This is a genomic window from Pseudomonas sp. OA65 (assembly GCF_017498305.1).
Lineage (GTDB): Bacteria > Pseudomonadota > Gammaproteobacteria > Pseudomonadales > Pseudomonadaceae > Aquipseudomonas > Aquipseudomonas zanjanensis.
In genome coordinates, this window is sequence record NZ_JAGDEZ010000010.1 from 98,175 (window position 1) to 110,834 (window position 12,660).

The 12,660-nt window shown below is 63.1% G+C and carries 10 protein-coding genes; 3 read left to right on the top strand and 7 right to left on the bottom strand.

Annotated elements, in window-relative coordinates; all coding sequences use genetic code 11:
• Positions 1-6: 6 nt before the first annotated feature.
• Both J3361_RS11165 and J3361_RS11170 read left to right on the top strand, forming a co-directional pair.
• Positions 7-1,488 carry a methyl-accepting chemotaxis protein gene (locus J3361_RS11165; protein ID WP_207964588.1) on the top strand — a complete coding sequence of 494 codons (1,482 nt, stop codon included), beginning with the start codon at positions 7-9 and terminating at the stop codon, positions 1,486-1,488.
• Positions 1,489-1,880: 392 nt separating this feature from the next.
• Positions 1,881-2,252 (top strand): terminase, encoded by a 372-nt coding sequence (locus tag J3361_RS11170; RefSeq protein WP_207964590.1) that lies wholly within the window; start codon positions 1,881-1,883, stop codon positions 2,250-2,252.
• Here J3361_RS11170 and J3361_RS11175 read toward each other — a convergent pair.
• The 3 genes from J3361_RS11175 to J3361_RS11185 all read right to left on the bottom strand — a co-directional run bounded on the left by J3361_RS11175 (position 2,249) and on the right by J3361_RS11185 (position 4,892).
• Positions 2,249-3,046 carry an acyl-CoA thioesterase domain-containing protein gene (locus J3361_RS11175; protein ID WP_207964592.1) on the bottom strand — a complete coding sequence of 266 codons (798 nt, stop codon included), beginning with the start codon at positions 3,044-3,046 and terminating at the stop codon, positions 2,249-2,251. The two genes, J3361_RS11170 and J3361_RS11175, sit on opposite strands and share 4 nt — an antisense overlap.
• 230 nt (positions 3,047-3,276) lie before the next feature.
• The gene (locus J3361_RS11180; protein WP_207964594.1) at positions 3,277-4,038 is read right to left on the bottom strand and encodes a CHAD domain-containing protein; all 762 of its coding nucleotides are present in this window, start codon (positions 4,036-4,038) and stop codon (positions 3,277-3,279) included.
• A gap of 563 nt (positions 4,039-4,601) precedes the next feature.
• Positions 4,602-4,892 carry a hypothetical protein gene (locus J3361_RS11185; RefSeq protein ID WP_014337256.1) on the bottom strand — a complete coding sequence of 97 codons (291 nt, stop codon included), beginning with the start codon at positions 4,890-4,892 and terminating at the stop codon, positions 4,602-4,604.
• A gap of 207 nt (positions 4,893-5,099) precedes the next feature.
• Here J3361_RS11185 and J3361_RS11190 point away from each other — a divergent pair, with 207 nt between their 5' ends.
• A complete protein-coding gene (locus J3361_RS11190) occupies positions 5,100-6,137 on the top strand; it encodes a patatin-like phospholipase family protein (RefSeq protein ID WP_207964596.1) in 1,038 nt (345 codons plus the stop codon).
• Between the two features lie 175 nt (positions 6,138-6,312).
• On the opposite strand, the gene J3361_RS11195 is transcribed toward J3361_RS11190, so the two are convergent.
• The 4 genes from J3361_RS11195 to kdpB form a co-directional block, all read right to left on the bottom strand.
• Positions 6,313-7,011, bottom strand: coding sequence for a response regulator (locus J3361_RS11195; RefSeq protein ID WP_014337254.1), 699 nt, complete (start codon positions 7,009-7,011; stop codon positions 6,313-6,315).
• 77 nt (positions 7,012-7,088) lie between these two features.
• On the bottom strand, positions 7,089-9,740 hold the full coding sequence (locus J3361_RS11200) for a sensor histidine kinase KdpD (RefSeq protein ID WP_207964598.1): 2,652 nt from the start codon (positions 9,738-9,740) through the stop codon (positions 7,089-7,091).
• 131 nt (positions 9,741-9,871) lie between these two features.
• Positions 9,872-10,417 (bottom strand): potassium-transporting ATPase subunit KdpC, encoded by a 546-nt coding sequence (kdpC, locus tag J3361_RS11205; protein ID WP_207964600.1) that lies wholly within the window; start codon positions 10,415-10,417, stop codon positions 9,872-9,874.
• Between the two features lie 187 nt (positions 10,418-10,604).
• Positions 10,605-12,659, bottom strand: coding sequence for a potassium-transporting ATPase subunit KdpB (gene kdpB / locus J3361_RS11210; RefSeq protein ID WP_207964602.1), 2,055 nt, complete (start codon positions 12,657-12,659; stop codon positions 10,605-10,607).
• Position 12,660 lies beyond the last annotated feature (1 nt).

Sequence of the window (12,660 nt, forward strand, 5' to 3'; positions counted from 1 at the left end):
CCTTCCATGGGTGCCTGGCTTAGCAATATCTCGCTGAAATACAAATTCTGGGCGGTCAATGCGGTCGCCTTTATCACTACGTTGATGCTGGTGCTCTACGCCGTGCACCTCGAACAGCAGGCGCGCAACCACACGGCCCAGGCGAACGCCCAGGCCCAGGCACACCTGCTTGATGCCTGGCCTGCCGGAACGCCCTTGCCCAAGGCCGATAATCTCCTGGAATTTCAGCGCGACCAGGTTCCCGTTATCCATGAACAATCATTGCCTTCACTGACCCAGGCCAACGGCTGGGTAGAACTCGACCCCGGACTGCTGTTTGGCGACAACCCTCTGCTGGGCGTCCAAGTGATCCGTCGAGGCGACGGCCAACAACTTGCCGTATTGGCCCATGGTGCAAGCCTGAGCCAAGTGTTCGGTGAACGCTTCAGCCAATACGCCGTGGCGGTGTTCGTGTTGATGCTGGCGATGTTGGGCGCGTCGCAACTGTTGATCCGCTTTTTGCTCAGCCAGCTCAACACGCTCAAGGACGTGATGCTGCACGTGGAAAAAACCGGCGACTTGTCCGCCCGTGTGCCCCTGGCCTGCAAGGACGAAGTGGGCCAGATGGCGGCGGCATTCAATGCCATGCAAGCCGGTTATCAACGGGTGGTCGACACCGTTGCCAGCACCGCACGGCAACTGGACAGTGGGGCAGCGCGCCTGGCGTCGAGCATGAACGAAGTGCGCCACGGCATGCTCGGCCAGCAAAGCGAAACCGATCAGGCGGCCACGGCGATCAATGAGATGTCCGCCACGGTTTACCACATCGCCCAGCACGCCGGTGCCACCCGTGACCTATCGAAAACCGCCGACACCTTGGCCGGTAACGGTCATGCAGTGGTCGGCCGGGTGCAGCAGTCGATCACCGGGTTGTCTTCGGGCGTGCAGCAGACCGCCGAGATGATCCAGCGCCTGGCCGAAGACAGCCAGAAGATCAACGGCGTGGTCAATGTGATCCACAGCATCGCCGAACAAACCAATCTGCTAGCCCTGAACGCCGCCATCGAAGCGGCACGGGCTGGAGAAATGGGCCGGGGGTTTGCCGTGGTGGCCGACGAGGTGCGCAATTTGGCCAAGCGGGTCCAGACGTCCACAGATGAAATCACCACCATGGTTTCCGCCCTGCAGGCCGGGACCCGGGACGCGGTGGACTTCATGCAGGAGAGTTCGCTCAAGGCCGACGACTGCGTGCAACAAGCCCGCGAGGCCGGCGACGCGCTGGCCCAGATCACCGCAGCGGTGGCGCAGATGCGCGAGAGCAACACCCAGATCGCGGTCGCGGCCGAGCAGCAAAGCCACGTCGCCGAGGAAATGAACCGGGCGGTGGTGAGCATTCGCGACGTAACCGAAAACACCGTGCGCCAGACCGTGGATTCGGCCACCACGAGCGATGAACTGGCAACCTTGGCGGGAGAGTTGAGCAAGGCGATCGGGCAGCTGAAACTGTAGAAGCTGGCTTGGCTGTGGCTTGGCTGTGGCTTCTGTGGCTTCTGTGGCTTCTGTGGCTTCTGTGGCTTCTGTGGCTTCTGTGGCGAGGGAGCTTGCTCCCGCTGGGGCGCGCAGCGCCCCCAAGAAGCCGAACCTCGTCAGCCTGAGACATACCGGGCTTGCAGTTTGGGTCCGCTTCGCGGCCCAGCGGGAGCAAGCTCCCTCGCCACAACAGCGGTTCCTCGCGACAACGCGGTTCCTTGCACAACAGCGGTTCGTTGCCACAAAGCAGTTCGTAGCCACAACAGCAAAACTGTATGGCCATCTATCGCTTCGATAGCCAACCGCCATTCGCCGCCCCGCCCGCCCGGACCTATCCTTGGCTTATTCGGTTTCGTTCAAGGAATAGCATCATGGGCAAACGTCACCCTAACCTTCCGGCCTGGCAATGGCGCGCCTACCCCGACAATCATCGCCACCCCACCAACCTGGTGTTGCACCTGATTGCCGTGCCGCTGTTCATCATCGCGTTTCTGCTGATTGTGTCGGGGGTGTTCAGCTTGAGCCTGGGCGATGTCGCCATCGGCATCATCGGCCTGCTCGCGGCACTCGGCTTGCAGCGTCACGGGCACAGCCTGGAGGCCCAGGCCTCCGAGCCGTTCAGCGATCGCAAAGATGCCGTGTCACGCCTGTTGGTGGAACAGTTCCTGACTTTTCCGCGGTTCTTTCTCAGCGGTGGCTGGTGGCGCGCCTGGCGCGATCGCCACCGTCACCGCAAGCCTTAGCCGAAAATAGTGACGGTCTGCCGGCTCAGGGCGATCAAGCGGCCATCGGCGCTCCAGAACTTCGCGGCGACATGGCCGTAGCCGTCCTGGGCATGCTCGATTTCGGCCAGGTACTTGCACCAGTCCAGCGTCGTGAGTTCCGGCAGCGGCTGGACGAACTCGATGGTCCACGTGAGCGTGCTGCCCGGGGCCATTTGCGAGAGGTGCGGCAATAACGCCGGCGGCCAGGCGTCCACCAAGGCCAGGATATGGCTTTCGTTCAGCGGCTCCTCCTGCACATCACCGCGTAAACGCACCCAGCCGCCCATGCTCCGGGATTTATTGCCGCTGAACGGCAAGCCGCCGACGCTCCAGCGCATCGCCAAGTGCCGCATGAATTCCGGGGTCATGCCCTTGACGTAAGGCAGTTCCTGGCATTGCTCCACGTTCTTGAAGTCCGGCGCGGGGTCGGCCTGCACCGCCACCACGGACGAGCGCGATGCACCGAAACTGCCTTGCACCACGGTCACCACCTGGCCGTTCTGCACCGCCCGCCCCAACACTTGGCTCACCGCCTTGCCTTCACGCAACACATCGACTTCAAAACTGACCGGCACGTCGGGCTCGACCGGGCCGACGAAGGTGATCGCCAGCGAACGCACCGGACGATCCGCCGGCACTCGAGCACGCATCGCCTCATATTGCAGCGCCGCCACCAACCCGCCAAAACTGGCCCGACCCTGGCCCCATTCTGGCGCGATGGTCACCGCACCTGGCTGCCGGCGCACGGCATCGATCAACTCGGAAAAGCGCATGACGACCTCGAAAACAGGGGTAAAAGGATGAAGGGATCTTAACCAGCCCGGGCGGGCGGCACAGGGCTCATTCCGGCCAAAGAGACTGACAGAAAAGCCGCCGCTTTTGAATTCAACCCAATCGATTGTGGGAGCGGGCTTGCTCGCGAAGGCGGTGGGCCAGTCAACGCTGTATTGACTGATCCGCCGCCTTCGCGAGCAAGCCCGCTCCCACAAGGGATGTGCTAGGTTCAGGATTTTTCGAAGCAACTCGCAATCAGCTTGTCGAGCACCCTGTCGGACTTGGCCTCGGCCTTTTCCATTGTGGCGTGCCAGGTGGGCACACATGCTTGCAGATCGGTTTCTTCCTTGGCCCTGGCCAGCCATTGCCAGCAATCATGCCAATCGCCCAGCGCGCCCTGGGCGGACTTGAGCCGGGGCATGGCCGCTTCAGGCAGGCGGTCGAGCTCAGGATAAGCTTCGATGGCGTAGCGCACGCGCTTGATCAACAGGCGCAACCGGTGGCGGTCATGGGCCGGATCGCGCAGGGCTTCGTCGAGTTTCTTCCATTGCTTGTCCAGGCGTTTTTCAATGCGCTTGCGCAAGCCTTTCAGCAACCCCTCACGCTGGGCGGCGCGAATGAAGCGCGGGAACGCATCGAGGATCATCAGCAACTGGGCCAACTCGACACTCGCGGCCACGGCGGGATAGGCATCGGCCATTTGCACCTGGCGTCGCCGCGCCGCCTCGGCCTGCCCGTGTTGCTCAAGATAAGCCGCCAACACTTCCCGATCCCGCAAGGGCGTGGTCAGGGTGCCAACCGCCGACGCCGCCGTTTCCAGTTGTTCGACGCCGGGCAACCCACGCAGCGGACGCAACAAACTGCGCAAACGGCGCACCGTGGTGCGCAGGTCATGCAGGGCTTCGCTGTCGGTGTGGGCATTCAAGCGGGCCTGACAGGCCAATAGGCGGACTTCCAGGCCCAGTATGCGGGCCACCAGCCGATCAATCATGGGGCGTACTCCGTACGCAGCTTCGAGTAGCAAGCTTCAAGCTGCAAGTAAGAGCGGCGCGGCGCACTCACTGGCAGCTTGTCGCTTGAAACTTGCAGCTGCTTCTCTCCTATGGGGCGTATTCCGTACGTAGCTTCGAGTAGCAAGCTTCAAGCTGCAAGTGAGGAGCGACGTGTAGCGCCCTCTTGCAGCTTGAAGCTTAAAGCTTGCAGCTGCTTCTCTCCTATGAGGCGTACTCCGTACGCAGCTTCGAGTAGCAAGCTTCAAGCTGCAAGTGAGGAGCGACGTGTAGCGCCCTCTTGCAGCTTGAAGCTTAAAGCTTGCAGCTGCTTCTCTCCTATGAGGCGTACTCCGTACGCAGCTTCAAGTAGCAAGCTTCAAGCTGCAAGTGAGGAGCGACGTGTAGCGCCCTCTTGCAGCTTGAAGCTTAAAGCTTGCAGCTGCTTCTCTCCTATGAGGCGTACTCCGTACACAGCTTCAAGTAGCAAGCTTCAAGCTGCAAGTGAGGAGCGACGTGTAGCGCCCTCTTGCAGCTTGAAGCTTAAAGCTTGCAGCTGCCTTTATCACCTTCCCGCGCGGGATTCGCGGATGTAGAAACGCGCCTTCTCGGCTTTCTTGGCGCAGCCTTCGAACGCTTCGAATTGTTGCTGGGTCTTGGCGCCCGTCAGCAGGGACAAGGCCTTGGAGTAGCTGACGGTGCCGGCAAAACCTTCGGCCTTGGCCAGGTCCAATTCACGCCAGGCGCTGTCGAGTTGGCTGCCACAACTGTCACGGTAAGCGGTTTTGCCTGCGCAACCAGCCAAGGCCAGAACCATCAGGGACGCCACCAGGGGCAGGCAGATCCGGGCTTTCATCGATTACACCTCAAGTCAGGAAAACAGTCGTGCTGGTAAGACGGTCGCGCCGGCAAAAAGTGCCAAGGTCCGACCGTGTAAATTCAGTGTGGCTGAGAATACGCAAATGCCACGCCGGCGTGTCAAAAAACGACGCGTATGCCACAACGATTGAGCCTAGCCGTCGATGAGTGCATTGTTGAAGTCTGTTCGACAAGAGGCCGGGTCATGACAAAACGTGTCGCATTGGTATTGGGTTCCGGTGGCGCTCGGGGCTATGCCCATATCGGGGTGATCGAAGAAATCGAACGGCGTGGCTATGACATCGCCTGCGTCGCGGGCTGTTCCATGGGCGCTGTCGTCGGGGGGATCTACGCGGCGGGCAAGCTCGAGGAGTACCGCGACTGGATCGAAAGCCTGGATTATCTGGACGTCCTGCGCCTGGTGGACGTCAGCTTTCGCCTGGGGGCGATTCGTGGCGAGAAGGTCTTCGGGCAGATCCGCAAGATCGTCGGCGAGCTCAACATTGAACAGTTGCGCATTCCCTACACCGCCGTTGCGACCGACCTGACCAACCAGCAGGAAATCTGGTTCCAGGAAGGTTGCCTGCACCAGGCAATGCGCGCCTCGGCGGCGATTCCCAGCTTGTTCACACCGGTGATGCAAGGCAACCGCATGCTCGTGGATGGCGGCCTGCTCAATCCGTTGCCGATCGTGCCGGTAGTGTCGAGCCACTGCGACCTGATCATCGCCGTCAACCTCAACGCCACCAATCAGAAACAATATCGCTTACCGGTGATCGCGCGCCCCGCCGCGTTCAGGCGTCGCTTCGATACCTTGGTCAGTTCCCTGGGTTCGCGCCTGCCGTTTCGCCGCAAGCAAGCCGAACAACTGTTGCTGCTGGAGCAGGAAGCCTTGAAGGCCGAGGCCGCCGACATCAACCCGTGGATCGACTCGGCCGAACCCGAGGGCCAACAACCGGCTGCCGCGCCAGAGAACGAAGGCGCGCCGAAATCCGCCACGGGTTCGTTCATCATCGATAACGTCGGCCCGGCTTCGTTGCTGGACTTGATCAACCAGAGTTTCGAAGTGATGCAGACCTCGCTGGCCCAGTACAAGATCGCCGGTTACCCGCCGGATGTGCTGATCAACGTGCCGAAGCGGGTGTGCCGGTTTTTCGAGTTCTACAAGGCGCCGGAATTGATCGCCCTGGGGCGGGAGATTGCCAGCGATACCTTGGATCGGTATGAGCGTGAGCAGAACTGAATGTGATCACAGGCCTCCTGTGGCGAGGGGATTTATCCCCGTTGGGCTGCGCAGCAGCCCTCAAGCCTGATACCACGGTGTGTCAGGAAAAACTCTGGCGAATGTTTTGGGGCTGCTGCGCAGCCCAACGGGGATAAATCCCCTCGCCACAACAGCGCTTGGCTTGACCTTGTTGTTAAACAGCACCCTCCCCCAACAACCGATACCCCACCCCCGCCTCGGTCACGATGAAGCGCGGCCGGGTCGGGTCGTCGGCCAGTTTCTGGCGCAGATGACCGACCACGATCCGCAGGTAGTGACTGTCTTCGGTATGGGTCGGGCCCCAGATGTCCTTGAGCAGTTGCTGCTGGGTGATGACCCGTCCTGGGTGCCGCGCCAGTTGCGCCAGGACCGCATACTCCTTGCGAGTCAGGGCCACTTCGGTGCCGTCCAGCAACACCCGGCGGTAGGCCAGGTCCACCGTCAGCGGGCCGAATTTCAGCGCCGCCTCCTGCGGCTCGCCCGCCGGGGCCTGGCGCAACAAGGCACGGATGCGGGCCAGGAACTCCTGGATGCCGAATGGCTTGGTCACGTAATCGTTGGCGCCGTTGTCCAGCGCCTCGACTTTCTGCGCTTCGCTGGCCCGCACCGAAAGCACCAGCACCGGCACCGTCGACCATTGGCGAAACTCGCGCAACACCTGCTGGCCGTCCATGTCCGGCAGGCCCAGATCGAGCACCAGCAAGTCGGGCTTGTTCAGCGCCGCTTGGGCCAGTCCTTCGGCGCCAGTGCCGGCTTCCAGCACCTTGTAGCCTTGGGAGCTCAGGCTGATGCGCAGGAATTTGCGGATCTGCGGTTCGTCATCGATGACCAAAAGGGTCGCGGTCTGGCTCATGGGGCTCATTCGTTGCAATCAAGTGGAAAGGCAAGCGGTCGCAAGCGGCGGGTAACAAAAGAGTATCTCAGCCGGGCTCAAGCATCATCGTCCATGCCCGGTTGCGCCTGCAACGGCAGGTGCAACGTGATGCAGGTGCCGCCTCCGTCGAGACCTTCGGCCACGCTGATGCGCCCACCATGGGCACCGACCATGCCCTGACAGATCGCCAACCCCAACCCCGTGCCCTGCCCGCCCCGATCACCGCGCGCGGCGGTATAGAACATGTCGAAGATTTTCTCCCGCTCCTCTTCAGGGATCCCGGGCCCTTCATCGGCCACGGCAAAAAATACCTCGCTGTCGGTCGCCCCGGCGCTCAGCAGCAAGCGCCCCTGGGCCGGCGAAAAGCGCGCCGCGTTCTCCAGCACGTTCACCAGGGCCTGTTCGATCAATGCCGCATGGACATGCAACAAGGGAAGTTCGGCAGGCACCTCGATACTCAGCGTCAACGGCGCCAACACCGCCCGCAAGCGGCTCAGCGCGCTGCCGACGATATCAGCCGGCGCAACCCAGTCCCGCGCCAGTTTCAGGGCACCGTGGCCGAGGCGGGTCATGTCCAGCAGGTTCTGGATGTAGCGATCCAGCCGCTCGGCCTCATCGCGGGTGCCTTCGAGCAGCTCGCGACGATCGGCCAGCGGGATCGCCTCACCCAGCGCCAACAGGCTGTCGATGCTGCCGCGCATGGCGGTCAGCGGTGTACGCAGATCGTGGGACACGGACGCCAGCAAGGCGCTGCGCAACTGTTCGGTTTCACCGTGCAGACGTGCCGCTTCCAGGTCCTGGGCCAGTTGCGCCCGGGCCAGCGCCTGGGCCAAGGGCTGACTGAGGGCCGCCAGCAAACGGCGGCGCTGGCCACTCAAGGGCTTGCCTTCTTTCGGGCATACGCCCAGCAACGCCAACGGCCCGCCTTCGACCGACAACGGCCACCACCACCAACGTCCGGAAGGCAAGGTGCCGGTGCCGGCGCCCGCCGGTTGATCGTGCTGCCACGACCAGTCGGCCGCCGCGCGCTCGGCCTCGGTGAAGATCAACGGTTCACCGCTTTCGATTTTCCAACCGCCCTGACCGTCGCGGTTGAGCAAGCACAGTTGCAAGTCATGCCAATCGTTGAAGTGCTGCACGGCGGCGCTGACCACCGCCTGGCGGTCGGTGGCGGCGGTGAGTTTGCGGGACAGGTCCAGCAGTTCGCCGGTTTCCTGTTGGGTATCGCGCAACGCCTGTAACTGACGACGCTGGCGGGCGGCAAGGTTGCCGGTCAGGGCCGCCATGAGCAGGAAAAAAACCAGCGTCAGCACGTCTTCTTCGCGTTGGATGGTGAAGGAAAAATTCGGCGGAATGAACAGGAAGTCATAAGCCAGGAACGACAGTGCCGCGCAGGCCAGCGCCGGGCCGAGGCTGCTGCGCACCGCCACCAGCAACACCGCCATCAGGAACAACAGGGAAATATTGGGCAACGCCAGCAACCCCGAGATGCCCCAGGCCAATGCACTGGCCGCCGCGGTCGCCAGCGACGCCAGGAGATAATCGAACCCGGTCTGGACAGCGCTTGTACGCACCCGTGCGGGACGCGGCTGCTCATCGCTGTCCAGCACGTTGATTTCCAGGCCACGGGCGTCGCGCAGCAAGCGCGACGCGAGGCCGCCGCCAAACAAGCGTCGGCGCAGACGTGGCCGGGACTGGCCCACCAGCACCAGCGTGGCGCGCCGTTCGCTGGCATGCTGGATCAGCGTCCTGGCCACTTCGCCGGCCCGCAGCAGCACCACTTCGCCACCGAGGCGTTCGGCCAGTTGCTGGGCATTCTGCAAGCGTTGGCGCGAGGCCTCGTCACGGGCGCTGCCGTTGTCCACATGCACCAGGCTCCACGGCAGATGCCGACGCTGGGCAACGCGGCTGGCGTGGCGCACCAGGCGTTCCGCCTGCACATCACCGTCCACGCCCACCAGCAAGCGTCCGCGCACCGCCGGCGCGGCCTGGCCCAGTTGTCGATAACCCTGGGCCAGATCATTGTCGACCTGGGCGGCGGCGGTCTGCATTGCCAGCTCACGCAAAGCGGTCAGGTTGGTCTGGGAAAAAAACGCATCGATCGCCGCCCTGGCCTGTTCCGGCACGTAGACCTTGCCATCGCGCAGACGCTCCAGCAGCTCACGGGGTGGCAGGTCGATCAGCAGTAGCTCATCGGCTTCCTGCAGGACCCAGTCCGGCAAGGTTTCGCGCACCTGCACGCCAGTGATGCCTCGCACTTGGTCGTTGAGGCTTTCCAGATGCTGGACATTAACCGTGGTGTAGACGTCGATGCCCGCCGCGAGCAGTTCCTGGATGTCCTGCCAGCGTTTGGCATGGCGGCTGCCAGGAGCGTTGCTGTGGGCCAGTTCGTCCACCAGGACCAGGGTCGGCCGGGCGGCGAGCAAGCCGTCAAGATCCATTTCCTCGAGCATCACACCGCGATATTCCGAGCGCAGCAACGGCTGCTGCACCAGGCCGCCGAGCAGCGCTTCGGTTTCACTGCGACCGTGGGTCTCCACCACCCCGGCGATGACTTTCACGCCTTGGCGCAATTGGCTGTGAGCCGCTTGCAGCATGGCGTAGGTTTTGCCAACACCTGGGGCCGCGCCCAGAAAAACCTTGAGCCGGCCACGGCCGTTGCGGGGCAGATTGGCTAACAGTGCGTCGGCGCGGCCGGAGTCGCTCATGCTGGGGATTCTCATATTTCGAATAGGTCAGTCACCCTGTGGGAGCGAGCCTGCTCGCGATAGCAATGGTTCAGCCAGCATTAATGGTGACTGACACGCCCTCATCGCGTTCAGGCTCGCTCCCACAGGTTTCATAGCGCTTGCAGGGCCAGGTTCAGCGTCAGCACATTCACCACCGGTGGGCCAATCAGGGGTTGCTCGGTGTTGGCATCGAGCAATGGCTGCAAGGTCGAGACCGGCAGGTTGCGCGCGGCGGCGACACGCGCCAGTTGATAGGCAATCGCCGCCGGTGGCAAGTGCGGATCCAGCCCGCTGGCGGAGGTGGTCAACAGCGCCAGCGGCACCGGGCCCTGACCGGGCACCTGGAGCTTGCCGGCGGCATCGATCACCCGTGTGGCCAGGGCCGGATTGCTCGGGGAGAAATTGCTGGCACCGCTGGCGACCGTGGCGAAGGCGCCGGCCGATGGCCGTGGATGAAACCAGGCATCACCGGTGAAATCCTGGGCGATCAGTGTCGAGCCCCGGACCTTGCCGGCGGCGTCGACGATCAAGCTGCCGTTGGCCTGGGCGGGAAAGGCGACTTGCGCCACGCCGGTGACCACCAGTGGGTAGGCGACACCGGTGATCAGGGTCATCAGTAATAACAGGCTCAAGGCCGGGCGAATTAATGCGAACATCCAAATTTCCTCAGTGAAAACATATCTGTGGCGAGGGGATTTATCCCCGCTGGGCTGTGCAGCAGCCCCAGAACAATCGCCATCGTTTTGCCTGACACACCGTGGTATCAGGCTTGGGGGCTGCTGCGCAGCCCAGCGGGGATAAATCCCCTCGCCACAAAGTCAAAAGCCAGTGCCATTAACAGGCTCAAACCAGGCCCAACGCCGTCAGCAACATATCGATCGCCTTGATCCCCACGAACGGCACCGCGATCCCACCCAGGCCATAGATCAGCAGATTGCGCCGCAACAGCGCCGCCGCGCTTGCCGCCTGCACGCGCACGCCGCGCAGGGCCAGGGGGATGAGCACGACGATGATCAAGGCGTTGAAGACAATCGCCGACAAAATCGCGCTCTGCGGGCTGCTCAGGTGCATCACGTTCAACACACCGAGCTGTGGATAAATCGAGGCGAACAGTGCCGGCAGGATCGCGAAGTACTTGGCGATGTCGTTGGCGATGGAGAAAGTCGTCAGCGCCCCCCGGGTCACTAGCAACTCCTTGCCGATCTGCACCACATCGAGCAACTTGGTCGGGTCGCTGTCGAGGTCGACCATGTTCGCCGCCTCCCGCGCGGCCTGGGTGCCGTCGTTCATCGCCATGCCGACGTCGGCCTGGGCCAGGGCCGGGGCGTCGTTGGCGCCGTCACCGCACATGGCCACCAGCCGACCGTCATTTTGCTCGTGACGGATACGCGCCAGTTTCTTCTCCGGCGTGGCCTCCGCCAGCACGTCGTCGACACCCGCTTCGGCGGCAATCGCGGCGGCGGTCAACGGGTTATCGCCGGTGACCATCACCGTGCGGATCCCCAACTTGCGCAGCTCGGCAAAACGCTCGCGGATGCCCGGTTTGACCACGTCCTTGAGATGGATGGCGCCGAGCAGCTTGCCGTCCATGCACACCAGCAACGGCGTGCCGCCACTCTGGGCGATCTTGTCGACCTCCCGCGCCAGGGCGACCGGCAACTCATTGCGTGCCAGGCCGATGAAATCCAGCAACGAGTCCACCGCGCCCTTGCGGTAGATGCGGCCCTGATAGTCGACCCCGGACAAACGGGTTTCAGCACTGAACGGCACGGCCGTCAGCGCTTCGACGCCAGGCTCGGGCTGTGGGTGCAAACCTCGCAGGTACTCGACGATGGACTTGCCCTCGGCCGTCTCGTCAGCCAACGAGGCGAACAGCGCGCCTTCGGCCAGTTCCTTGGCGCTCACACCGGCAGCGGCATAGACCGCCGTGCAGCGACGATTGCCAAAGGTGATGGTGCCGGTCTTGTCCAGCATCAACACATGCACATCCCCCGCCGCCTCGACCGCGCGGCCGGATTTGGCGATCACGTTCAGGCGCACCAAACGGTCCATCCCGGCGATGCCGATGGCCGACAGCAACCCGCCGATGGTGGTGGGAATCAAGGTGACCAGCAAGGCCACCAGAAACACCAGCGGCAGACTGGCGTTGGCGAAATGGGCGACCGGTTGCAGCGTCACCACCACCAATAGGAAGATCAGCGTCAGGCCGATCAACAGGATATCCAGCGCCACCTCGTTGGGCGTTTTCTGGCGCTTGGCGCCTTCCACCAACGCGATCATGCGGTCCAGGGTGGATTCGCCGGGATTGCTGGTGATGCGCACCAGCAGCCAGTCGGAAACCAGCCGCGTATTGCCGGTGACCGCCGAGCGATCACCGCCGGATTCGCGAATGACCGGCGCCGATTCGCCAGTGATCGCCGCCTCATTGACCGCGGCGATGCCTGCGATCACTTCACCGTCGCCGGGAATCATGTCGCCGGCCTCGACGCGCACCACGTCGCCCTTGCGCAGACGGGTGGCGGGGATGATTTCAAAACCGTTGGCGGTCTGGCGACGGGCGTTGAGGCCTTCGCTGCCGGCCTTGAGGCTGTCGGCCCGGGCCTTGCCCCGCCCTTCGGCCAAGGCTTCAGCGAAGTTGGCGAACAGCACCGTGAACCACAACCACAGGGCGATTTGCGCGGCGACGAAAGTCGGCACGGCGCTGTCGGGAATGAAGCACAACACGGTGGTGAGGATCGCGGTCAGCTCCACCACCAGCATCACCGGTGCACGGTGCAACTGACGCGGATCGAGCTTGACGAAGGCTTGCACCAACGCTGGCCGCCAGAGGGCCGACAGGTGAGTCTTGGGTTGCTCCGGCGCCTTGGCGGCGATGGTTTTGCTCATTGGCATATTCATC

Bases quoted from the DNA above. Each gene is read 5' to 3' on its own strand.
- J3361_RS11185 (WP_014337256.1), bottom strand. From the start codon at position 4,892: ATGAAAGCCCGGATCTGCCTGCCCCTGGTGGCGTCCCTGATGGTTCTG.
- J3361_RS11195 (WP_014337254.1), bottom strand. From the start codon at position 7,011: ATGAGCCAGACCGCGACCCTTTTGGTCATCGATGACGAACCGCAGATC.
- J3361_RS11170 (WP_207964590.1), top strand. From the start codon at position 1,881: ATGGGCAAACGTCACCCTAACCTTCCGGCCTGGCAATGGCGCGCCTAC.
- J3361_RS11190 (WP_207964596.1), top strand. From the start codon at position 5,100: ATGACAAAACGTGTCGCATTGGTATTGGGTTCCGGTGGCGCTCGGGGC.
- J3361_RS11165 (WP_207964588.1), top strand. From the start codon at position 7: ATGGGTGCCTGGCTTAGCAATATCTCGCTGAAATACAAATTCTGGGCG.
- J3361_RS11200 (WP_207964598.1), bottom strand. From the start codon at position 9,740: ATGAGCGACTCCGGCCGCGCCGACGCACTGTTAGCCAATCTGCCCCGC.
- J3361_RS11180 (WP_207964594.1), bottom strand. From the start codon at position 4,038: ATGATTGATCGGCTGGTGGCCCGCATACTGGGCCTGGAAGTCCGCCTA.
- J3361_RS11175 (WP_207964592.1), bottom strand. From the start codon at position 3,046: ATGCGCTTTTCCGAGTTGATCGATGCCGTGCGCCGGCAGCCAGGTGCG.
- kdpC (WP_207964600.1), bottom strand. From the start codon at position 10,417: ATGTTCGCATTAATTCGCCCGGCCTTGAGCCTGTTATTACTGATGACC.
- kdpB (WP_207964602.1), bottom strand. From the start codon at position 12,659: ATGAATATGCCAATGAGCAAAACCATCGCCGCCAAGGCGCCGGAGCAA.